Annotated in this window: 16 protein-coding genes, 1 tRNA gene and 1 other RNA gene; 9 read left to right on the top strand and 9 right to left on the bottom strand. The window is 27.0% G+C overall.

Annotated features, from left to right (window positions below):
* Nucleotides 1-16: 16 nt before the first annotated feature.
* Nucleotides 17-1,393, bottom strand: a complete 1,377-nt coding sequence (locus tag LJI21_01305; GenBank protein WFW29927.1) for a UDP-N-acetylglucosamine 1-carboxyvinyltransferase — start codon at nucleotides 1,391-1,393, stop codon at nucleotides 17-19.
* A 357-nt stretch (nucleotides 1,394-1,750) separates the two neighbouring features.
* Between LJI21_01305 and miaB the strand changes: the two genes are divergently transcribed.
* Nucleotides 1,751-3,076, top strand: a complete 1,326-nt coding sequence (gene miaB, locus LJI21_01300) for a tRNA (N6-isopentenyl adenosine(37)-C2)-methylthiotransferase MiaB (protein ID WFW29926.1) — start codon at nucleotides 1,751-1,753, stop codon at nucleotides 3,074-3,076.
* Nucleotides 3,077-3,140: 64 nt separating this feature from the next.
* Nucleotides 3,141-6,380: an isoleucine--tRNA ligase gene (ileS, locus tag LJI21_01295; protein WFW29925.1), complete on the top strand. Its 3,240-nt coding sequence runs from the start codon at nucleotides 3,141-3,143 to the stop codon at nucleotides 6,378-6,380.
* Between the two features lie 236 nt (nucleotides 6,381-6,616).
* On the opposite strand, the gene alaS is transcribed toward ileS, so the two are convergent.
* From alaS to LJI21_01265, 6 genes are all read right to left on the bottom strand, one after another.
* A complete protein-coding gene (gene alaS, locus LJI21_01290) occupies nucleotides 6,617-9,241 on the bottom strand; it encodes an alanine--tRNA ligase (GenBank protein ID WFW29924.1) in 2,625 nt (874 codons plus the stop codon).
* Nucleotides 9,242-9,462: 221 nt separating this feature from the next.
* Entirely contained in the window at nucleotides 9,463-11,526 is a 2,064-nt protein-coding gene (locus LJI21_01285) for a DNA translocase FtsK 4TM domain-containing protein (protein WFW29923.1), read from the bottom strand.
* Nucleotides 11,527-11,811 (bottom strand): YggT family protein, encoded by a 285-nt coding sequence (locus LJI21_01280; protein WFW29922.1) that lies wholly within the window; start codon nucleotides 11,809-11,811, stop codon nucleotides 11,527-11,529.
* 124 nt (nucleotides 11,812-11,935) lie between these two features.
* A complete protein-coding gene (locus tag LJI21_01275) occupies nucleotides 11,936-12,367 on the bottom strand; it encodes a ClpXP protease specificity-enhancing factor SspB (GenBank protein ID WFW29921.1) in 432 nt (143 codons plus the stop codon).
* A 21-nt stretch (nucleotides 12,368-12,388) separates the two neighbouring features.
* Nucleotides 12,389-12,720, bottom strand: a transfer-messenger RNA (tmRNA) gene (ssrA, locus tag LJI21_01270).
* An 883-nt stretch (nucleotides 12,721-13,603) separates the two neighbouring features.
* Nucleotides 13,604-13,942: an outer membrane protein assembly factor BamE gene (locus LJI21_01265; protein ID WFW29920.1), complete on the bottom strand. Its 339-nt coding sequence runs from the start codon at nucleotides 13,940-13,942 to the stop codon at nucleotides 13,604-13,606.
* A 144-nt stretch (nucleotides 13,943-14,086) separates the two neighbouring features.
* Between LJI21_01265 and LJI21_01260 the strand changes: the two genes are divergently transcribed.
* The 7 genes from LJI21_01260 to gmk all read left to right on the top strand — a co-directional run bounded on the left by LJI21_01260 (nucleotide 14,087) and on the right by gmk (nucleotide 20,459).
* Nucleotides 14,087-15,064 carry a ribonucleotide-diphosphate reductase subunit beta gene (locus LJI21_01260; protein WFW29919.1) on the top strand — a complete coding sequence of 326 codons (978 nt, stop codon included), beginning with the start codon at nucleotides 14,087-14,089 and terminating at the stop codon, nucleotides 15,062-15,064.
* Between the two features lie 207 nt (nucleotides 15,065-15,271).
* Nucleotides 15,272-15,760 carry a disulfide bond formation protein B gene (locus LJI21_01255; GenBank protein ID WFW29918.1) on the top strand — a complete coding sequence of 163 codons (489 nt, stop codon included), beginning with the start codon at nucleotides 15,272-15,274 and terminating at the stop codon, nucleotides 15,758-15,760.
* Nucleotides 15,738-16,298 (top strand): demethoxyubiquinone hydroxylase family protein, encoded by a 561-nt coding sequence (locus LJI21_01250; protein ID WFW29917.1) that lies wholly within the window; start codon nucleotides 15,738-15,740, stop codon nucleotides 16,296-16,298. Before LJI21_01255 ends, LJI21_01250 begins: the two co-directional genes overlap by 23 nt.
* A gap of 101 nt (nucleotides 16,299-16,399) precedes the next feature.
* The gene (gene ppa, locus LJI21_01245) at nucleotides 16,400-16,921 is read left to right on the top strand and encodes an inorganic diphosphatase (GenBank protein WFW29916.1); all 522 of its coding nucleotides are present in this window, start codon (nucleotides 16,400-16,402) and stop codon (nucleotides 16,919-16,921) included.
* A 195-nt stretch (nucleotides 16,922-17,116) separates the two neighbouring features.
* A tRNA-Ser gene (locus LJI21_01240) sits at nucleotides 17,117-17,209 on the top strand.
* Between the two features lie 813 nt (nucleotides 17,210-18,022).
* On the top strand, nucleotides 18,023-19,828 hold the full coding sequence (locus LJI21_01235) for a pentapeptide repeat-containing protein (GenBank protein WFW29915.1): 1,806 nt from the start codon (nucleotides 18,023-18,025) through the stop codon (nucleotides 19,826-19,828).
* A gap of 34 nt (nucleotides 19,829-19,862) precedes the next feature.
* Nucleotides 19,863-20,459, top strand: coding sequence for a guanylate kinase (gmk, locus tag LJI21_01230; GenBank protein WFW29914.1), 597 nt, complete (start codon nucleotides 19,863-19,865; stop codon nucleotides 20,457-20,459).
* 58 nt (nucleotides 20,460-20,517) lie between these two features.
* On the opposite strand, the gene rodA is transcribed toward gmk, so the two are convergent.
* On the bottom strand, nucleotides 20,518-21,648 hold the full coding sequence (rodA, locus tag LJI21_01225; GenBank protein WFW29913.1) for a rod shape-determining protein RodA: 1,131 nt from the start codon (nucleotides 21,646-21,648) through the stop codon (nucleotides 20,518-20,520).
* 22 nt (nucleotides 21,649-21,670) lie between these two features.
* Nucleotides 21,671-23,152, bottom strand: a complete 1,482-nt coding sequence (locus LJI21_01220; protein ID WFW29912.1) for a cation:proton antiporter — start codon at nucleotides 23,150-23,152, stop codon at nucleotides 21,671-21,673.
* Between the last annotated feature and the right edge of the window lie 71 nt (nucleotides 23,153-23,223).

The raw sequence follows: 23,223 nt of genomic DNA, 5'->3' as shown, positions 1-23,223 counted from the left end.
AATACTACCTTATCCTTTAAGATAAAATAGAGATATCAGCTCCACATGAATTCAATTTTTCACACATTGCTTCGTATCCCCTACATAAATGATACGAATTACTTATTGTAGTTTCTCCATTTGCTACTAAAGAAGCAAGTATTAAAGCTGCATTTGATCTTAAGTCTGTAGCATATAAATTAGCTCCATATAAACTTCTCACTCCATTTATAATGGCTTTACTTTTCTTAATACTAATATTAGCACCTAATTTTTTTAATTCACCCACGTGCATAAACCTTTTTTCAAAAATATTTTCTTCTATCACAGATACTCCATTAGCAATACACATCGTAGATATCAATTGTGGTTGCATATCGCTAGGAAAATCAGGATACGAGCCTGTTGAAACATTAATAGACTTAATAAAATTATTTTTTCTAGAAACAAAAATACCATTATCATTTAATTCAATTGATGCTCCTATAGATCTTAATTCGTTTATAATACATTCTATATTAGATATTCCTTCTAACATTAATTTACCACCAGTTATTACAGCAGCTAATGCATATGTACCCGCCTCTATACGATCTGACATTATCTTATAAGAACATCCATTTAATACCTTAACTCCCCTTATTGTTATAACCCCTTTTATAATTTTTCTTGTCGCTATATGACCACCCAAAAGAGATTTATTGTAACTCCTCTTATAATTGCGCGCTGAAATAATATTAGAAAAATCTACTTCATCACTATTAATACTAATATCAGCACCCATTTTTTTTAATAACCCTATCAAATCCAAAACTTCTGGTTCTATTGCAGCATTGTTTATTACCGTTATCCCTTCCGCAAGCGTTGCTGCCATTATTATATTCTCCGTTGCACCAACACTTATTTTTTCAAAAGTAATTTTTTTTCCTTGTAATTTTCCTCTTACAGTTGCAATTATATTGCAACCATCAATCTCAATTTTAGCACCCATTTTTTCTAATGCTCTAACATGCATATCAATTGGACGTTTTCCAATATTACATCCACCAGGAAATACCGTTCTTACTTTCCCAAACCTACTAAGCATCGGACCCATTATCAAAAATGATGCTCTAAATTTATTTGCAGTCTCACAAGGTATTACGTAATTTCTAATATTACTACAATCAATTTCTAAAATATGATTTGCTTTATAAAATTTGTTATATATAAAATTTACTTTTGCTCCAAGAGCTCTTAATAACTTAGACATTAAATGTATATCAATTAAATTAGGTACATTATATATAGTTATTGAAAAATTACTCAGCAAACTTGCCGCTACTATTGGTAATACAGCATTTTTTGACCCATTAATTTTAATTTTTCCAACTAAAGGTCTTAGGTTATTCCTTATTAATATTTTACTATACATTCATTTAAATAAAATAATAGATTTAACAATCTCTTAAAAAGATTTATTAAATAAAACATTGGCAACTTTCATACAAATTTAAACATAAAATTTTCTTTTATAATTTATTGTTCTCACATATTTATAATTTTAAATAATTTTTTATAAAATGCAATTTTATCAAAATATCAAAAACTCCTTTAACTTGTTCACAACTGATCAAACAGTTGATATTTATAATAAAATAACATAAAATACTAATAACTATTATCATAAATAATACTAAATTTTAGTTTAATAGTTATCTTAAATGATAGAATATAACTTCTAGCTTTAATTAGTTGTACCGAATTAATTTTATATAATTTTTAATAGAAAATGAAAAATTTATACATCAAAACTTACGGATGTCAGATGAATATTTATGAGTCTGTTTTGATAGAAAATATAATTAAACCTCTTGGATTTAATGTTGTTAATAATATAAAAGAAGCTGATTTAGTAATATTAAATACTTGTCACATTAGAGAAAAAGCAGTAGAGAAGCTCTATTCAGAACTTGGAAAGATTCACCTATTAAAAAAAGATAAAGAAATCACTATAGTAGTAGCTGGATGCGTGGCACAGGCAGAAGGTAATGAAGTATTTAAAAGAGCTCCGTTTGTAGATATTGTTATTGGTACTCAGAGTATCGCAACTTTACCAGAATTAATAATAAAAATAAACAGAAACAAGGGTCGCATAATAAACATAGATTTTCCAGAAGTTCCAAAATTCGATAAATTACCAAACGAATGCTATGGCAATAATCAAGGATCTTCTGCATTTCTTTCTATACAAGAAGGTTGTAACAAATTTTGTACGTTTTGCGTTGTACCTTATACTCGTGGAACTGAATATTCACGTCCAGTAAATGAAATATTTTATGAAGCAATGAAATTAGTTGAAAATGGAGCAAAAGAAATTAATTTACTCGGTCAAAATGTTAATGCTTATCATGGAGAATATAAAGGAAAAATATGGGATTTAGGTAAATTAATCAATCATATCGCTAAAATTGAAAAATTAGAAAGAATTCGTTATACAACTTCTCATCCACGAGACATGCATGAATCTTTATACTTAGCACATGCAAAAGAACCTAAACTCATGCCATTTATTCATCTACCGGTACAATCAGGTTCTGATAAAATATTATATCTAATGAATAGAAAACATACTATAAAAGAATATTTAGAAATAATAGATAGACTACACAAATTAAAACCTGAAATTGAATTTTCTTCTGATTTTATCGTTGGTTTTCCAGGAGAAACTGAAGAAGATTTTAAGGAAACTATAAAATTAATAAAAAAAGTAAAATATATTCACGCTTATAGTTTTAAATATAGTCCAAGGCCAGGAACACCAGGAGCTGAAAGGAAAGATCAAATACCAGAAGAAATTAAAACAGAACGTCTTATTCGTTTACAAAAACTTATTAACACACAACAAGTTAAATTTAATCAAAATACAATAGGTAAAATTATTCCTGTTCTATTTGACAAAAAAAAGAGCAAATATCAAAATCAAATTATTGGTAAAAGCCCGTATATGCAATCAGTTTGCATTGATGATCCTGAAAATAAATATAAAAATAAAATAACAAACGTTAAAATATTACAAGCTAGAAAAAATAGTTTATCAGGAGTAGTAATACCTTGATTTGCAATTTTTTAAAAAAAGGTGTATATATTATCTCTTTTAAAAAGTAAAACATAAATATAAAATGAAATACTATTCTGATACAACAAATAACCCCGATTTTGTATCGTTAGAAGATGAAATTATAAAGTATTGGCAAAAAAATAAAATTTTTGAACGTTCACTTGAAAAGTGTTCTAAATTTAATTGTTTTGTTTTTTATGATGGTCCACCATTTGCAAATGGATTACCACATTATGGACACTTACTCACTGGATTCATCAAAGATACATTTGCAAGATACCAAACTATGCTACAGAAAAGAGTTAAACGTGGATTTGGTTGGGATTGTCATGGACTTCCAGCTGAAATGAGCGCAGAAAAAGAACTTGGAATATCTGGGAAGATTGAAATAGAAAAATTCGGTATCAAAAAGTTCAATGATTATTGTCGTGCTTCTGTAATGAAATTTACTTCAGAATGGGAAAAATATATAAATAGACAAGCAAGATGGGTAGATTTTCATAACAACTATAAAACTATGGATAAATCATTTATGGAATCAGTTATGTGGGCGTTTAAACAACTTTATGATAAAGGTCTAGTATATGAATCAATTCGTGTAGTTCCTTATAGTTGGGCATGTGAAACACCGATATCTAACTTTGAAACAAAACTAGATAATGCATATAGAAAAAGAACCAGTAAAACTGTAACTGTCGCATTTGAGCTCTTAGAAAACCCAAAAAAATTAAAACAAAAATGTAATCTACTAGCTTGGACTACAACTCCATGGACGCTACCTAGCAATTTAGCGTTGGCAATAGGAAAAGATATCGATTATTGTGTAGTGCTAATAAATAACGAAATCTATATTTTTTCCGAAAACTATTTAGAAAAATTTATGGGTTACTGTAAACAAAGCAACATCTTATATGAGAATTATGATATACAACTTAAAGCAAATGATCTTGTAAACCTTACGTATAAACCATTATTTTCTTATTTCCAAAATGTAAGAAATGCATTCCGTGTTTTCATCGCGGATTATGTTACAGCGGAATGTGGTACTGGTATCGTACATACTGCTCCTGGATTTGGTGAAGAAGATTTTTATCTTTGCAAGAATCATAATATTCCTGCTATTTGTCCAATCGATAATAGAGGTAAGTTTACCAGTGAAGTTTTAGACTTAGCTGGAGTTCATGTTTTTGATGCTAACGATATAATAATAAAAAAGTTAAAAGAACGAGGTATTTGGATTAAAGCTGAACAATATGTTCATAACTATCCACACTGTTGGAGAACTGATACTCCATTGATTTACCGTACTATGTCTTCTTGGTATATCGCTGTAACAAAATTTAAAAATAGGATGATAGAGTTAAATAAAAAAGTCAATTGGATACCAGATCATATAAAGGATGGTCAATTCGGAAAATGGCTTGAAGGAGTGCATGATTGGTCAATTTCGCGTAATCGCTTTTGGGGCACACCTATTCCAATATGGAAGTCAGATGACATAAGATATCCTAGAATAGATGTATATGGCTCTATAGCAGAGCTGGAGAAAGATTTTAATGTTAAAATAAATGACTTACATAGACCGTTTATTGATGCCTTGACAAGGCCAAATCCCAATGACCCAACAGGAAAGTCAATTATGCGTCGTATACCTGATATATTCGACTGTTGGTTTGAGTCCGGTTCAGTTCCATTTGCCCAAGTTCACTATCCTTTTAAAAATAAAGAATGGTTTGAAAACAATTTTCCTGCAGATTTTATTACTGAGTATATAGCTCAAACTAGAGGATGGTTTTATACACTTTTTGTATTGTCTACTGCTTTATTTGATAGCGAGCCATTTAAGAATTGTGTATGCCATGGCGTTATTCTCGATACAAATGGACAAAAACTATCTAAACGTTTAAATAACTATTCAGATCCAATGATAATTTTCAATAAATATGGTTCTGATGCATTACGTTTTCTTATGCTTTCTGGATCTATCACTCAAGGCGGTAACTTGATGCTTGATAAAAACGGAAACTTAATACGAGATGTTTTAAAAAATGTAATAAAACCTATTTGGAATAGCTATCATTTTTTTACTATGTATGCAAATGCGGATGGAATTAAGGCTAAGATCTGTAAATCGCCTTATCAAAATATTATTGATCGTTATATGGTTTCTAAATGCTTCGAATCTATAAAAAATATCCAAATCTCTATGAATAACTATAATTCTCAAATGGCTTGCAAAATTTTAGTAGATTTTTTCGAAATATTAAATAATTGGTATATTCGGCGTAACCGCGAACGCTTTTGGAAAAATGATCTAGATCAAGATAAAACTGATGCTTATAATGTGCTATATATAATTTTTTATTATATATTACGGGCTGCAGCTCCATTATTACCGTTTATAACAGAAACTATATGGCAAGGATTAAAATACAAAAAAACATCTGTTCATTTGACCAGCTTTCCACAAATAGAAAAGTTTGATAGCAAACTTATTACTAGGATGGATTTAGTAAGAAAAATATGTAATTCTGCACTTTCTATAAGAAATACTTTTAATATACGCATTAGACAACCACTTCATAAAATGATAATTTATCATCAATCTTTCTGTGATAATTTTTCTAATAAGCTTTCTACCAATTCAAAATCACATACTACTCAGCAAACAAATAATACCGAAAATTGTCACACTACAAATTTAAATGAATATCAAGAAATAATTAAAAATGAAGTGAATGTAAAAAAAATAGAATTAGTAAACGATTTTAAAGATATCGCATCATTAGAATTAAAACTAAACCTTTTTATTTTAGGAAGAAAAATTCCAAATAAAATCAAAAAATTAGTTCAATACACCAAAGAAGGAAAATGGAAGCAAACTAAAGACAAACAAATATTTTTAGGGGATAATATAGAAGGTTATCTTATAAATGAAGGTGAATATGAAATTTTATTAAAAGCAAATAGCAAATATTCCTCTGTGTTTGATAATAATAAAGGAATCGTTATCCTTAATACTGAACTAAACAACGAATTAATTTTAGAAGGACTTGCAAGGGATATTGTAAGATTTATTCAAGAAACTAGAAAACAAGTTAATTTTCATATATCTGATAAAATCAATATTATAATTAGAACAAAAGATAATAAAATTAAAGAAGCGGTAAATTTATGGACTGAATACATAAAAAAACAAACTCTTGCATTATCTTTAAAGACAAATGTAGAAGTTGGAGAAAATTTTTATTTTAAAAAATACCAAAACTTAATTATTGGTATTAATAAACCAAACCATTAAAATTTTTCACCATTATCAAAAATTTCAATTAAACTCATAAATTTTTCAAAAATTATAAAGAAAAATAAAAATCCAAAACTTAAAATAAAATACAAAAGATAACTTATTACTTCAAAGATTTTTCAATTAAAAATCTTTGAAGTGAGCTCAAAATGAATATGTTTTAAACATGTTAAATAAAATCACTTTATATAGGCAAAAACATAAAAGTTATATAATAAATTATACATTTTTAATTAAAAAGAAGATGTTATCTTTTTAAATAAAAAACTGTAAATAGATGCAATAACATTACCATTGCTACTGCAGCAACTCATTTGAGCAAGTTCAACACTTCCAGCGTTTTTCCCATCATCTACAACAACAGATACTAATTCTTTTGCACTGATCTTATCAGTTAAATCTTTACTCACTTTAACAATTAATACTGTTTTATTTTTTTTTACTGTTGTAAAAGCTATCACAGTTTTCAATTTTTCTTGTTGAGTAACAAATTCTCTTATTATATTAACTGGAATATCATTAAAAGCATGACTTATAAAAGTCACTTGATTTATTTTAATATTTCTTACGTTTTCAATATTTATAAGCCTTTTATAAAGATTTTTCATTTTGTATTCGGACTCTCTGCGCTCTTTGTATAAAATATTGAGCTGGTTTATTATTTTATTTGATGGTACCTTTATAGATTCTGCAATTTCTTTTAAATAAATTTCATTATTACGTATGTAATTAATTGCTTTCTGACCTGTCAAAGCTTCTACTCTTTTTATTCCAGATGCAATAGAACATTTTGTTACTATTTTAAAAAAACCAATTTCTCCAGTACACTCTACATGAGTACCAATACATAACTCTTTTGAATCTCCAATTTTCACCACTCTTACTTGATTACCATATTTTTCATTAAATAATGCTATAGCACCTTCATCTATTGCTTGATTTAAATTCTGAATTTTTACTGATGTGAGAAAATTCCTTCTAATTAAAGAATTTACTATATCTTCTATCATAAACACATGATTTTGAGTAATTTGAATATTACAATTAAAATCAAATCTCAACTTATCTGGTGTAACTAAAGAACCTTTTTGGCTAACATGATTACCTAAAACCTTTCTCAACGCAAAATGTAAAAGATGCGCAGCTGAATGATTTCTTCTTATTTCTTTTCTTCTCTTTTTATTAACGCTAGCTATAACTATATCATTTTCATAAAGAGAACCTGATTTAATCACGCACCTATGCAAATAAATATCATTAATTTTATTTGTATCTTCTACTATAACTACACTCTTTTGAATTTCATTATTCAATTCTTGAAAAATAGAAGAAACAATAAAACTTCCAATATCTCCAACTTGCCCACCTGATTCACCATAAAAAGGAGTTTTGTCTAAAATAACATTTACTCTTTCTCCTTCTTTAGCGAAATTAATTATTTCGTTTTCAAGAGAAATTATGGCTACCACCCTTGCATCTCTTATCTCACTAAACTCATAACCTACAAATTCTGTTTTAAATTTATCAACAAAATCAGACCATACTTGTTTAATAAAAGCAGACTTTCCGCTATATCCAGATCTTTTAATGCGCGCTCTTTTCTTTTGCTCTTCCATCGCATTATCAAATCCTATTTTATCAAAAATAATTCCTCTTTCTTTTAAAATATCAAGTGTGATTTCTAAAGGAAACCCATAAGTATCATGTAATTTAAAAGCTAATTCTCCTAATAAAGTATCACCTGGATTTAAATCTTCAATAAATTTTTCAAAAAATTTTGTACCCCTTATTAAAACATCTTTAAAATTTTCTTCTTCTGATTTTAACACCATTTCTATTGAATTCTTAGCCATAACAAGTTCAGGATAAACATCTCCCATATAAGCCGAACTCGAACTATCTATCAAAGTTGGAAAGATACGATAAAGTAAAGAATCATTATATCCAAGTAGATGAACATAACGTGCAGCTCTTCTTATTAATCTCCGTAATACATAATTCCTACCTTCATTTCCAGGAAGTATTCCCTCTGCAATTAAAAATGAAGCTGCACGAAGATGATCTGAAATAATTTTATGAGCTACTTTATTAGCTACATTTCCACAAATTTCTTGTGATTTTTTTATTAAAGCAGAAAATAAATCAATATCATAATTATCATAAACATTTTGCATGATAGCCGTTATTCTCTCAAGACCCATCCCAGTATCAATGCATTCTTTCGGCAATTTCTGCAAATTGCCTCCTTCATCTTTCTTAAACTCTATAAATACTAAATTCCAAATTTCAACAATTCTATCACTATCTTGCAGATTAGGATTTGCATGATCATAAAAAATTTCAGAGCATGGACCACATGGACCAGCGCTACCCATATTCCAAAAATTATCATCTGTTGCAATCCTGATAATTTTATCATCTGAAAAACCACTTATTTTACGCCATATCTTATATGACTCATCATCAGTATGATAAACAGTTACCAATAACCTGTTTTTATCAAGAAACAATTCTTCAGTAATAAATTTCCATGCAAATTCTATTGCAGTTTCTTTAAAATAATCACCAAAGCTAAAGTTTCCAAGCATCTCAAAAAACGTATGATGTCTAGTTGTATAACCAACCTTTTCAAGGTCATTATGCTTACCGCCTACTCTTAAACATTTTTGACTTGAAACAACACGTTTCATTCCAGTTTTTTGTAAACCAGTAAAAATATTTTTAAATTGAACCATACCAGCATTTGTAAACATAAGCGTTAAATCATTATCTGGAACCAATGGAGAAGAAAAAACCCTTTCATGCCTATTTTTTATAAAAAATTTTATAAATCTTTCTCTAATTTCATTTAATTTCATTTATTCTTATTTTAAACTATCTACAATATAGACTGTAATAATAATAAAATCAATTTACCTTGATTTAATATTTCAACTTAAAAACAATTAAAATAGATATTAGTATTAATGAACAAAATGAAATCTGATGTTAATTATCTACCTCAAAACAAAAATACCTCTAAAATTTTCTATACAAAATAAATAAAAACTCATCTCGCTGTACAAAATCATCAAAATTTTTATTTTATTAATATCTCCCTTTTTCCAGAAAGATTTGGAGTACTGACAATACCTTCTTTTTCCATTCTTTCAATAATATTTGCAGCTTTATTATATCCTATTCTAAGCCGTCGTTGAATATAACTAATTGAAACTTTTTTATTACTTTGAATAATAGCTACTGCTTGTTTGTATAAATCATTTTTCTCTTCGTTTTCAGTACTACCTGCAGAAAAACTTTCTCTAGTGATTTCTTCAATATAGTCCGGATTACCTTGCATCTTCAAATGATAAACTATATCTCGCACTTCAATATCACTCACAAAAGAACCATGAACTCTAGTAATTTTACTACCAGGTGTCACGTACAACATATCACCCATACCAAGTAATTGCTCAGCTCCATGTTCACCTAATATTATTCTACTATCTATTTTAGAAGCTACAGCAAAACTAATTCTCGTTGGAAAATTCGCCTTTATTACACCTGTTATTATATCAACAGATGGACGCTGCGTTGCCATTATAATATGTATTCCTGCAGCCCTAGCCATTTGCGTCAAACGCTGAATAACATGTTCTATTTCCCTACCAGCAATAAGCATTAAATCTGCTATTTCATCTATAACTACTACAATATACGGAAGCGTTTTCATTTTAATCGATAACCCTTCAGATAAACATCTATTTGATATCAAATCAGAACCAATTTGTACAACGTGTTTCAATCTCTTCCCACTTTTCTCTATAACTTTTTGATTATAGCTAATTATATTTCGTACATTTAAACACGACATTATTCGATAACGATTTTCCATCTCTTTTACCATCCATTTAAGCACAATAACAGCTCTCTTTGATTCAGTTACTACTGGTGTTATAAGATGTGGTATCTTATCATATATCGAAAGCTCAAGCATCTTTGGATCAATCATTACCATTTTACATTTATCAGGATTCAAGCGATAAACAAGTGAGAGAATCATAGTATTGATTGCAACTGATTTACCAGATCCAGTAGTTCCAGCAATAAGCAAATGTGGCATTTTAGCTAAATCAACAATAAATGATTTACCATTTATTTCCCTACCAAGTGCAATCGGAAGATCTAAACTTAAATCTTGATACTCTGGTGACTCAAATAAATCTCGCAGCATAACAATCTCTCTTTCTTTATTTGGCAACTCTATTCCTATAGCATTTTGTCCACGTATTATTGAAATACGTGCAGAAAATACGCTCATCGAGCGCGCAATATCATCTGAAAGGCAAATTACTTTCGCAGATTTCATGCCAGCTTGTAACTTAAGTTTATATAAAGTTACAACTGGTCCATAACATACATTAATAATTTCCCCTCGTACATCAAAATCGTTCAAAACTTGTTTCAGTAAAGATAAATTCTTATTATTTTCAATATTATTTAATTGCTTTATCAGCAAAGATTTTTTCGCTTTAGAAAGTAAACAAATACTTGGAAACTCAAAACTATTAGAAGACTTAAAGGTCCTTTCAGTCTTTTCTATTTTTTCTAATTGCTGTTTATAAATTTCATCCCCAAAATTTTTATTGGTTCTATTATAAAATTCAAAAAATAAAATACTCGCAAAAAAACTTGTTGTTTTTTTACATAAAAAAAATATAAAACATATTACTTTATTCCACCCAACTAATCCGTTAATACCTATTAATGTTAATGCAAAAATAAACTGGTAATTATTAATTAATGCATCTCCTATTATTCCGCCATGCATATATCTTGCAGTAATATTAAGCAAAAGCTCAGCTAATATAGCGCACAATCCTAAATTAATTAATACTAAATAAAAAATTTTTAATAACAGTTTTGGTGGTCTAATAATTAGAAAATAAATTATAGTTGTAACTATTGTAACACTAGCTAATCCAAAAAACTGGATTAGTATATCAGCTAAATACGAACCAACTATTCCACCTAAATTTGTTACTTCCTCATTTGTAATTGTGTTTAAAGATGGATCTTTGTAATTATAACTAAAAACTGATATATACACGTATATTAAAAACAGCAAGTATATCGCTGATTTTAAATGTGTTTTGAACATCTATACTCTAAAGTAGTAATTTATCGTATATTTTATAAAATGAATTGCTGCTAATAGCAGCGCTACAGACAAATCTATTCCGTTAAACGATGATTTTATATACCTTTTAATAATTTTTAATGGTGGATGAACGAATTGATTCAAAGTATACATTATATTACTCATAATCTCATTATACATGTTTACTATATTAAATTTAAATAACAAATTCAAAATAACCCAAGACACCAAAACAAAACTATAAAGATCGAATAAAATATTGAACAAATATATCACAGGATGCATGTGAATCTAAAAGTTAATACTCATTATTTAAAATTCCCCCCTATCTGAAAAAACTCGTATTACTGCCGCCTTTTCTTTTTTTTTGGGTATGCACACAATAACTATAAACATATTGAAATTTAATTCAATCACGCAATTGATCTATAGATATAATACTTCTGTTTTGAAAATCTTTAATATATTTCTCACTACTATATTTTTTATCAAAATCAATACACTTATCAAATATTAAAATGTCTCCCGAGGTTTTATCATGAAACTCACTAATAGCAAAAAACGGTACAGAAATTTTTTCTTGCTTTCCCCTAAAACTTAAACTTACATTAAACTTACTTTCAAAAACTTTTAAATCGCAAAATCTATGTTGCAATATGATAAGTATTTGAGTAGGATAAGATCTTCTCAAATAATCTGGCACAATAACATCATTAAAATAAGTGAAGAACAATATTTCTAAATGAGGCGTAAAACCATTTTCTGATATAATACTCAAGGCCTTCTTGATAACTTGAAGCTTAACTGAACTTAGCAATTTTTTGTAATTTGTTTTATCCATACAACCCTGTACATATAAATTTCTGGGAACCCTTCTGTTACCCGGCGGTCCCCTGGCCGTGCTTATAATTATGAAGCCATAGTGCTAAACTTAAGCAGCTAATGCTACATTATTGTCAGCAGCAAAATTATCATTTGCACTTAAGTCACTCTTAACGGCAGTGTAACCGAGCAAATATTTACTATTTTACTGTGTATGTCGATCCTTATTCGCCCCCCATTTTAAACGAGAACAAGGTGGAGGCGCCGAGTACTGCCCTCGGGTCCAATACACCTATTTAGATAAATTTTATTGCCATAGTGCTAAACCGCACATAATCGTATGTAATAATATTAAACATAAATGTCAAGGTTATTAATTTAGGTTATCAATATTCTATAATAATTCCTTATAAACATACATAAATGTACAAACTTAGTCTGCACTTTATTCAGGTGTCTTGTAAAAGATTCTATCATTTACTCTTCAATTTATATCATTATAACTATAACGTAATCACATATAAAACCTTTCTTTAGTAGAGAAATTTATACAAAAGATGTCACAAAACTTATACGCAAACAAATTAATCTCTAAAATTTAAAAGTTAAATCTGATAAAAATTAAAAACACACTTCAACTTATGCGAAGAACTATAACAAAACAAAAGCTATAACTGTCCTTTTATACAAAAATATATTTTTAAATAAATAAAAACCTATTTGTTAAAATATTACAAACTTCATGCATGCTAATTTATCTCACAACACAAGAGCAAAATTCTCTTCTATTAATCAAGATATATTACATTTATATATTAAGTAAAATCAACTCATGGAATTTATACTCCTTAAAATAACTTCTCTTACACTTAAAATCTCTTTATAAAATAAAAAAGTTAAATACATCAAAAATACAATTAAATAATAAACTACCCCTCACTACTTAAGTGAGCACCCCTAAAAAGTAATTTAACATAAATGAGACTTTTAATAAATAAAAATTTTTCTTAATCTCAATACTTAAAATAATAGTTCATAGTAAACTTCATAAATAAAAACCGCCAACCTACACCAACTTTAGCCTAATAAAACCTAATAAAATGTAAAAACTAACATAATATATAATACAAGGAAAATACTCTTAGGGCAAAAGAAGAAATATAATTCTTTATACACTTCATCATTAAAATAGAAGCAAATATAAAATAAGTTATTATGTTATTCTTTTTTCAGGCCTACAAACTGAATTACTAATTTAATTAAAAACGTCTAAAAATTTTTCTGGAACATCAATTCTTTTAATATCTGCAATTCTATCGTCTTGATTAAATAAAATCTGCATAGACTTACTACTATATTTTCTTTTCTCTAAAAAATTAGGTTGTTTAATTTTATATGAAATATAATACCAAATATTCTTATTAAATTTAGATACTAACGTTGGAAATCCTAGGAATCGAACCACCTTCTCTTTATCATCACCTATCTTTATTTTACTCCATAATTCAACATCAACGTCTAAAATCCCATGATTATAAACAGTACGTACACAACCAATTGTAAATAATAAAATAAAAAATATCAATGCTCGCATTCTCATTGAAAATGATACGAAATAACAATATACCAATAAGTATTATTGTCAACTTTTACAAAAGTTAAATTGACTGATTTTAAAAAATATCATTTAATAAAAGTTTTTATTACTTATATATACAAGAATAATTAGGTATTTTTTGTGTCACTATTACAAGCAAATCCAATATATAAACCTTTTAACTATCCTTGGGCATATGATGCATGGTTACAACAACAAAGAATACACTGGATACCGGAAGAAGTTCCGCTTGCTGATGATGTAAAAGACTGGAAAACTAAACTTTCTAATGTAGAAAAAAATTTACTAACTCAAATTTTCAGATTTTTTACCCAAGCTGATATTGAAGTAAATAATTGTTATATGAAACATTATTCAAACATATTCAAGCCAACAGAAATATGTATGATGCTCGCTAGTTTTTCCAATATGGAAACTATACATATTGCAGCCTATTCATATCTTTTAGACACAATTGGCATGCCAGAAAGTGAATATCAAGCATTCTTGAATTATAACGCTATGAGAAAAAAATATGAATACATGTTAGAATTCGAGGAAAGTAAAAAACACGATAAAAAACACATAGCTAAAACTCTAGCAGTATTTGGCGCTTTTACTGAAGGAGTACAGTTATTTGCGTCATTCGCAATTTTACTTAATTTTCAACGATTTGGAAAAATGAAAGGTATGGGACAAATAATCTCTTGGTCAGTACGTGATGAAACTCTACATACTAACTCAATCATTAATTTATTCAATACCTTTATTAAGGAAAATAATGAAATTTGGAACGACGGATTTAAAGAAGAATTATATTCTGCGTGCTGTACTATTATTGCACTCGAAGACGAATTTATAAAACTTGCTTTTGATTTGGGAGATGTTGAGGGATTATCTATAGAGGAAGTAAAAAATTACATACGCTACATAGCAAATAGACGACTAATACAATTAGGCTTAAAGGCTATATATAATATTAACTATAATCCGCTCCCTTGGCTTGATGAAATATTAAATGGTGTAGAACACACAAATTTCTTTGAAAACAGAGTAACAGAATACAGTCGTGCAGCAACTCAAGGTACATGGGAAGAAGCATTTACAGAAAAAATATAAATTTATATGTTCTCTAGAAATATAATTTCTTTTCTGTTTTCAAAAGGTTTTCTAGTAAACACTCTTGTTCACCTAATAAATCTTTTCATTTAAATTTGAAATTTAAATGAAATTTATTATACTAGAACTAGTAACAGTAGACGCACAAAATAATATTTTATTAAGCAATAGTTGACTTTTTATAACTATTATAGTAACTCAGTGTTTATGTCAAACTCTACGAATAACAATTCCAAGTTTATAATTTTTCTATTCTCAAGTATCATTGCTTTAGTTTCCGCATACGCACTTGAATATTTCTTTAATATACTGCCATGTAAGTTATGCATATATGAACGAATAATCTATTATATTACTGGATTATCTGCAATAATATATATGATTAAAAACAGCAAAATTTTAATTTATACAATGTTCTGTAGCTATTTCATAGGCATAATAATATCTTTTTATCATGTGGGTCTTGAATTCAATTTATTTAATGATATTTTAGGATGTACAGAACAAATAAATAATAACGCTAGCATAGAAAAATTAAAAAATGATCTTTTAAACCCCAATAACTATCCTCCTTCCTGTAATAGACCGTATTATATTTTAGGTATTTCCTTAGCAATGTGGAATTTAATTTATCTTACAATAGCTTTATTCATTGCATCGTATAAAATGTATTATGAAAAAGAAAAAAAATTCTAACTTATTAAGTTTAAGAAACAATAACAAATTTTTGCAACGGATAATTAGAGTTAATCATGCCGGAGAATATGGAGCTATTTATATATATTCAGGCCAAGAATTCATTTTTAAAAATTCCCCTATTAAAAATTTTCTCATTCTCAGAGAAATAACCGAAATGAAAAAACAAGAAGAAAAACATTTTCATTATTTTAATAAAAAAATCAAAGAACAAAAAATTCGTCCTACTGTTTTACTACCAATTTGGCGTATTTTTGGGATGTTTCTTGGTGTTGGAACTGCAATTATAAGTAAAAAAGCTGCCATGGCATGTACTATTGCAGTTGAAGAAGTGATTGAAAAACATTATAAAGAGCAATTCCTACATCTAAAAAATGGAGAACTAAAAGAAACTATAGGTAAATTTCGCGATGAAGAATTAAAACATAAAAATATTGCAATTAAATATAATCCTAAAAATACATTTGGTTATAAAATTTTGTCTTTATTCATAAAAACTTGCTGTAAATCTGCTATTTATTTATCCAGATTAATTTAATCTGTAATTTTATTAAAATAAAAACACAAACTAAAATTATATAAATATAGCAACTAAATAATGCATATTGTATAATATTTCTTTTAAGGTAAAGACAATCTATGAATCTCAATAAAATAACTTCAGTATTTTTTAAAGACACAATAAACGTATTAATTGAAATAAGCGCAAATGCTAAACCTATAAAATATGAATTTAATAAAGAGTTAGGACTACTAGAAGTTGATAGGTTTTTATCTACATCAATGATTTATCCATGCAATTATGGATTCATACCAAATACTTGTGCAAATGATGGTGATCCAGTAGACACTCTAGTATTAACCCAATTTCCAGTAGCACCTGGTGTTTTAATACCTGTACGTCCAATAGGTGCCCTATTAACTAAGGATGAAAAAGGAAAAGATGAAAAAGTATTAGCTGTACCCATTTCTAGAGTTGATAATTATTACGAAAATATAAAAGACTATTCTGACTTACCTAAGAATTTACTTGATAAAATTACTCACTTCTTCTCACACTATAAAAGTTTGGAGAAAGGAAAAATGGTAATAATGGGAGAATGGGTTGGTGTTAAAAAAGCCAAAAATATTATTGAGAACGCCATCAAAAAAAAAGAATAATTCTTATGATATTATTATTTTCTTATAATAAAATTAAATTTTAGTATAATAACAATATTATTATATACTTCTCTTTTAAGAAATTTTACTATCTATTATTAATTTTTAATACTAAAGATCTATTACTATCATTTTAAAATTAGACAAATTTTATAGGTTTTGATATATATAGAAAACTGTTTTAGGTTAAAGATTGGAAGGGTGGCCGAGTGGCTGAAGGCGACGGTTTGCTAAACCGTTATACGATCATCTAATACCGTATCAAGGGTTCGAATCCCTTTCCTTCCGGGTTCTAATATCTAACAAAAATTTAAAATCAACAAAATAATTTCCACAAAATTCTATTGATCAAAATTACTAATCATATAATTTCAATATTACAGAAATATAAAAATATAACTTATGTTAATTAAAATCACACAAATAAAAACAGAAAGATATTTTCCACAATATATTTATATTTCCAACAATTAGGAATTAAAAGTAAGTTGTGTTTTTTAAAACAAATCTAATCTATAAAATAGAGTAAAGATCAAATTAAAATTAAAAATTAAATAAAGCAATTAATTTTATTAAAATAAGATTCTTATAAAGAGCTATAAATAAAATAAATTTTTATAATAAAAAAAAGAAAGATAGATTTTAAATCTAAACGGAAACGCTATAAAATAGTACAAAATAACATACGAAAAAATTCGATAGAGGTATAAAAATATACTTTTCATTTATATAAAATGACGAAGCGATATAAATATAAACAAAATAAAACCAATTCAATAAAATTGATATTTAAAAAGCTTAGATTCTAATTTACTAATCTAATTTAACTGTTCACCCTAAAACACAACATAATATATATAAAACATGTAATCTTTTTTCATAGAATTATAACTATTTTTTATTAAAATCATATCTCTAAACAAACATCAAGAACTCTTTTAAAACATCACCTTATATCTCTAAAATGAATAAATAAAAAGGTATCTTTACCATATTGCGGAATTAATTTCACATTCTAAAATAGTAGAATATAGAAATAACACATATAAAATTTAAAATTTAAAATCATAAAATAACAAATTTATAGTTAATATCAAAAATATGATCAAAACTTTAATAATATTAATTATAACTAGCAATTTCTGTTATGGAAGTGAAGAGGCATATAAAAAGAACTTAATTAACGACTTTATAAATATCTTACGTAAAACAAATTATGTGTCTTATAGCAAAAAAGATTTTGCTGAATTCCTATTACAATGCTATAAAAAGGCTATACCTGAAGATTTCAGAAAAGGCTTTGGAACAAATTTAAATGGAGCTGATTTTAGTAAATTATATCTAAATGGATCTATTTTTAACGGAGTTAGTCTAATTGGTGCCGATTTTTCTCATACAGACCTATCTGAAGTATCTTTCATTAATGCCGATTTACGTGGAGCTAATTTTTCTAATGCTAATTTACAGGGTTTGAAAATAAAAAATACAAAACTAACTTTTGCAAAATTTATTTCTACAAATTTAATAGACATTACATTTGATCAATCTGATATTAGCTATACTAAATTTATCAACTCCGATCTTAAAAGAATAAAAATGCACAACATCACTGGATTACATACCATATTTTCAAATATAAAAATGAGTTTTTCTAGCTTGTTAAACTCGAATGTCAGTTATATAACTATTAATGATAGCGAAATAAACAACACTATTATGCAAAATAATAATTTTGATAATGCAATTTTTTTCGGAATAGATTCTTATGAATTAAGAATTCAATTCTCTTCATTGGAAAATGCTAATATATATTGCTCAGAAATGAAAAAATCAGATTTTACGGGTAGCAATTTTTCTAATGCACATCTTAATTCTTCTACTATTATTGAAAATAATTTCAATAAAGCTAATTTAAGTAACATACAAATTTCTTATATAAGCGATGATAATTCAAGTTTTACTCAATCCATATTAAATGACTCTAAAATAACATATTCATATATTTCTGAAAGCAATTTTCAAAATGCCAATTTAACTAACATTGATTTTAGTTTTAGTGAACTTTACCGAGTTAATATTTCTAATTCTAATATTAGAAACGGAAAATTCTATAACACCAAAGCTATATATTCTAATATAAATGATTCCATTTTTGACCACTCACTATTCATTTCCACAAAAATAGAAAACACGGATCTTTCTTCTAGCTCAATGTATAACGTAAAAATAGAAAATTCACAATTTTATAATAATAAACTTTCTTATCATAATATGATCTCCAGTGAGGTAGAATATTCGATATTTTTTAATACAAAATTAAACAGCTCAAACTTACTTAATTCAAAAATAACTAATTCTAATTTTATTGAAAGTGATTTCAGTTTCTCTTCAATTCAAAATAGTCTTTTTAAAAAAACAGGTTTTTTTCTTAGCAATTTTAATAATTCAATAATTAATAATGCAATTTTCGATTCCTCAAGCTTATATGCAGGTTCGTTTATTGGTGCTTATCTAACAAAAGATTGTAAATTTGATCATTCAATTTTTATTAAAAATGAAGGACAAGAAAAACTTATAAACCTAAATGGAGCAATAGTTTCAATTGAAGATTTACAAAAAAAAATATCACATGGTGAAAAATTTGATGTAAATTACGCTTATTTCGAATTTAGAAATATGAATCTAGAAAATGCAGACTTCTCTAATTCAATACTAAGCAGAGCAAAATTTATAAATGTTAATCTAAACAAGGCAAATCTTAAAAAAACTGATTTACGACATACTATTTTTAATAATTCTTCTCTTATTGATACTAATTTATTAGATTCTGATTTAAGCAATTCTAAATTTTTGAAGTCTAATTTAAAAAGCTATATTAAAAACCTAAAATCAATAAATAGAATATGAATATTTTTAATTAATACGCTTTCTCTAAAAGAAAATGATTATTAAGGGTTTATTATTAATAATATCTTCCCCTTCTGGAACAGGCAAAACTACTATATTAAAAAGATTACTTGAGCAATCAACTAATAATAACCATCTAATCAGATCTATTTCCATGACAACACGTAAACCACGTCCTAATGAAATAAACGGAAAAGACTATTTTTTTGTCAATAAAAAAAAGTTTTTTGAACTATGTAATACTGGCCAGATGCTTGAATATACTAAGATTTTTAAGAACTTTTATGGTACACCAAAAAAATTTATAAAACAAAATCTAAATAATGGAACAAATATTTTACTAAATATAGACTGGCGAGGAGCATTTCATTTATTCAAACTTATGAAAAAAAATATTGTAAGTATTTTTATACTTCCTCCTTCAATGGAAGAGCTTAGACTACGTTTACAAAAACGTAATACTGAAAGTATTAACGAAATAGAATACAGATTAGCAGAAGCTCAAAAAGAAATAAGCAAATGCTATAAATACGACTACATAGTAATTAATAATGATATTAATAAAAGTGTAAAAGAAATAAGCTCTATCTTAGATAGAGAAAGATCTAAAAGAAACTACAAAATAATTTAATATAAACTTTAATTAAACTTATAAAAAGTATTGAACATATATCTTTTCTAATTTTAAATCAAAAATTTTCCATACGAATAAAATTAGAGATTTGTTCAATTCTTAAATTTTCCACACTTATCCTGAGTAATAAACCCACACATATCAAACTCGCAGCAATTGCACTTCCTCCATAGGATAGAAATGGCAAAGGATCACCTATTATTGGTAAAAGACCAACTGTCATTCCTATATTTATAGTAAAATGAATACTAAAAAACGCAAAAATTCCGATAGATACCAACTTAGAAAAATAATTTCTTGATCTATAAGCAATGAAGATTATTACAAGAAGTAATGTATTATACAAAAAAATTAAAAACATAACCCCTAAAAATCCCCATTCTTCACCAAGTACTGCAAAAGCAAAATCTGTGCGTTTTTCCGGTAAAAATCCAAGCTGAGTTTGGCTCCCATTAATAAAACCCTTACCAAAAAAACCTCCCGAACCTATAGCTATTTGAGATTGTTGCGCATTGTAACCTATCCCAAGAGGATCAATTGATGAATCCAAAAATGATAATATTCTTTGCTTGTGATAAGGTCGTAGAAAAAACCAAGCAACCGGCATCATAAAAATGCCAATTAATCCTAAAATTACCAAATGAAATTTTTTAATTATTGCTATAAATATAATTGATACTCCTATAAATAGCATTATAATAGCTGTACCTAAATTAGGTTGTCCTAATACTAATAGTATTGGTATAAAAGCAATTACAAGTGCTTTAAATAAACTTTGAAATCTTATTATCTTGTACATGTTTTGCTTACTAAAATAACGAGAAAGCGCAAGTATCAACCCTACTTTTACAAATTCTGAAGGCTGTAAATTAATTATCCAAATTTTTATCCATCTTTTTGCACCCATTACATATGATCCAAAAAAAAACACTAGTAGTAGTAAAACTATTCCTAGTATATAAAAATGATAAGAATATTTTAAATAAAAACCCATTCTCACAAATGACATAGCTATAGCTAATAAAAAAAAGAAAAAAAATATAATTAATTGATGAATTGCAAACGGCATCCATCTTCCTCCGGAAGAAGAATATTGAACGATAATACCAATACAAAATAGCAATATTACATTAACAACTAATAATAAATAGATTTTTCTTGACCTACACACAGCAAATCTATTCATATATACATTTAAAATGATTAAATCAAATTAAAAAGTCAATTTTTTCAATTATTAACCAAATTGGAGTACTGCACATTCCAATCACTATTGTTAAAATTGCCATAAACGAAAGAGAAATAATCATAAGCAAAGGTATTTTTTCAGTCAACTTATCATGATGTGATATCTCAATATCATGTAATATCGCATGACCCCCAAAATACATTTTTTCTACTATTTTCCACATATATATTAAAGTAAAAAAAGAACTAATAATAAAAACTATAAAAGAAATCCAAGCATGAGATTCAATAATTGCTCTCATCATATACCATTTACTCATAAAGCCACTTGTCAAAGGTACACCAACTAATGCCAAGCTAAGTAAGGTAAATATAAATGCTATATATGGCATCGATTTTTTTAATCCTGATAAATCTTCTATTTTCGTTGAATCAAATCTATAAGAAATATATCCTATAACCATAAATAATGATGTTTTTATTATACTATGATTTAGTATATGAAAAATTGCAGCAAATAAACCAGCCTTTGAATTTAAGCTAAACATCAAAACTATATAACCAATCTGACTAATACTAGAGTTAGCAAGCAACCTTTTCGTATCTTTTGCAAAAATTGCAAATATTGATCCGAACGTAATAGCACAAAATGCAAAAATAATAATTATATTATTTAATGGTGGTTTAAATAAAAAAGAATTTTGATGAAAAATATAATAAAAAATTTTGATAAAAATATATAACATTACTTTAGTTACTGAACCTGAAAAAAACATACTAATAAAACTTGGCGCCTCGCTATATGAATTAACTAACCATCTACCCAATGGAAATAATGCTATTTTGATTGAAAGTCCGGTAAAAATAAACAATGTACCAAGTTTTATAATATTATTATTACACATTGGTCCAATCCTGTTAGCCATATCGGATATATTAAGTGTTCCAGTCATAGAGTATAAAAGCCCAATACCAAACAAATAAAACGTCGCACCTACTGTTCCACTAATTAGATATTCAAATGCCGCAATAAGACTTTTTTTATTTTTTCCAACTGAAACCAATATATAAGAAGAAAGAGATGAAATTTCTAAAAAAACATAAAGGTTAAATATATCATTCGTTATTAAAATTCCAAACAACCCACTTAAACATAACAAAAATAAAGAATAAAGACCAGTAATTTTACCTTTACAAATCTCTTTTTTATTAATCTGAAAACTACAAAGTACAGTCACTAATGCTATAAAACTTACAAGAACTAAAATCAAAGAACTTAACACATCAATTTTTAATTCAATTCCATATGGCGGAATCCAATCTCCAATATAGTAAGTTACAATCTCACCATTGTAAGTTTTCATAAGTAATATTAACGAAATAAAAAAAACAATTGTTGTTGTAGTAAACGAAATAAACCAAGAAATTTCATGCTTTTTAGTGAAAAAACAAAACACAGATGCAATTATTGGTGTAATAACTTGTAAAATTGGTAATTGCATTGAAATAAATTGTAAAACATTAAAATATAGTATAACATAAATAATATTACTCTTATTTTATCTTAATACTA

The sequence above is a fragment of the Wolbachia endosymbiont of Menacanthus eurysternus genome, from assembly GCA_029715105.1.
Lineage (GTDB): Bacteria > Pseudomonadota > Alphaproteobacteria > Rickettsiales > Anaplasmataceae > Wolbachia.
This window is presented reverse-complemented; position numbering and strand designations above follow the sequence as displayed.

Excerpts from the sequence above, each read along its gene's own strand:
- LJI21_01305 (WFW29927.1), bottom strand. The coding sequence starts at position 1,393 with ATGTATAGTAAAATATTAATAAGGAATAACCTAAGACCTTTAGTTGGA.
- miaB (WFW29926.1), top strand. The coding sequence starts at position 1,751 with ATGAAAAATTTATACATCAAAACTTACGGATGTCAGATGAATATTTAT.
- ileS (WFW29925.1), top strand. The coding sequence starts at position 3,141 with ATGAAATACTATTCTGATACAACAAATAACCCCGATTTTGTATCGTTA.
- alaS (WFW29924.1), bottom strand. The coding sequence starts at position 9,241 with ATGAAATTAAATGAAATTAGAGAAAGATTTATAAAATTTTTTATAAAA.
- LJI21_01285 (WFW29923.1), bottom strand. The coding sequence starts at position 11,526 with ATGTTCAAAACACATTTAAAATCAGCGATATACTTGCTGTTTTTAATA.
- LJI21_01280 (WFW29922.1), bottom strand. The coding sequence starts at position 11,811 with ATGCATCCTGTGATATATTTGTTCAATATTTTATTCGATCTTTATAGT.
- LJI21_01275 (WFW29921.1), bottom strand. The coding sequence starts at position 12,367 with ATGGATAAAACAAATTACAAAAAATTGCTAAGTTCAGTTAAGCTTCAA.
- LJI21_01265 (WFW29920.1), bottom strand. The coding sequence starts at position 13,942 with ATGCGAGCATTGATATTTTTTATTTTATTATTTACAATTGGTTGTGTA.
- LJI21_01255 (WFW29918.1), top strand. The coding sequence starts at position 15,272 with ATGTCAAACTCTACGAATAACAATTCCAAGTTTATAATTTTTCTATTC.
- LJI21_01250 (WFW29917.1), top strand. The coding sequence starts at position 15,738 with ATGAAAAAGAAAAAAAATTCTAACTTATTAAGTTTAAGAAACAATAAC.
- ppa (WFW29916.1), top strand. The coding sequence starts at position 16,400 with ATGAATCTCAATAAAATAACTTCAGTATTTTTTAAAGACACAATAAAC.
- LJI21_01235 (WFW29915.1), top strand. The coding sequence starts at position 18,023 with ATGATCAAAACTTTAATAATATTAATTATAACTAGCAATTTCTGTTAT.
- gmk (WFW29914.1), top strand. The coding sequence starts at position 19,863 with ATGATTATTAAGGGTTTATTATTAATAATATCTTCCCCTTCTGGAACA.
- rodA (WFW29913.1), bottom strand. The coding sequence starts at position 21,648 with ATGAATAGATTTGCTGTGTGTAGGTCAAGAAAAATCTATTTATTATTA.
- LJI21_01220 (WFW29912.1), bottom strand. The coding sequence starts at position 23,152 with ATGCAATTACCAATTTTACAAGTTATTACACCAATAATTGCATCTGTG.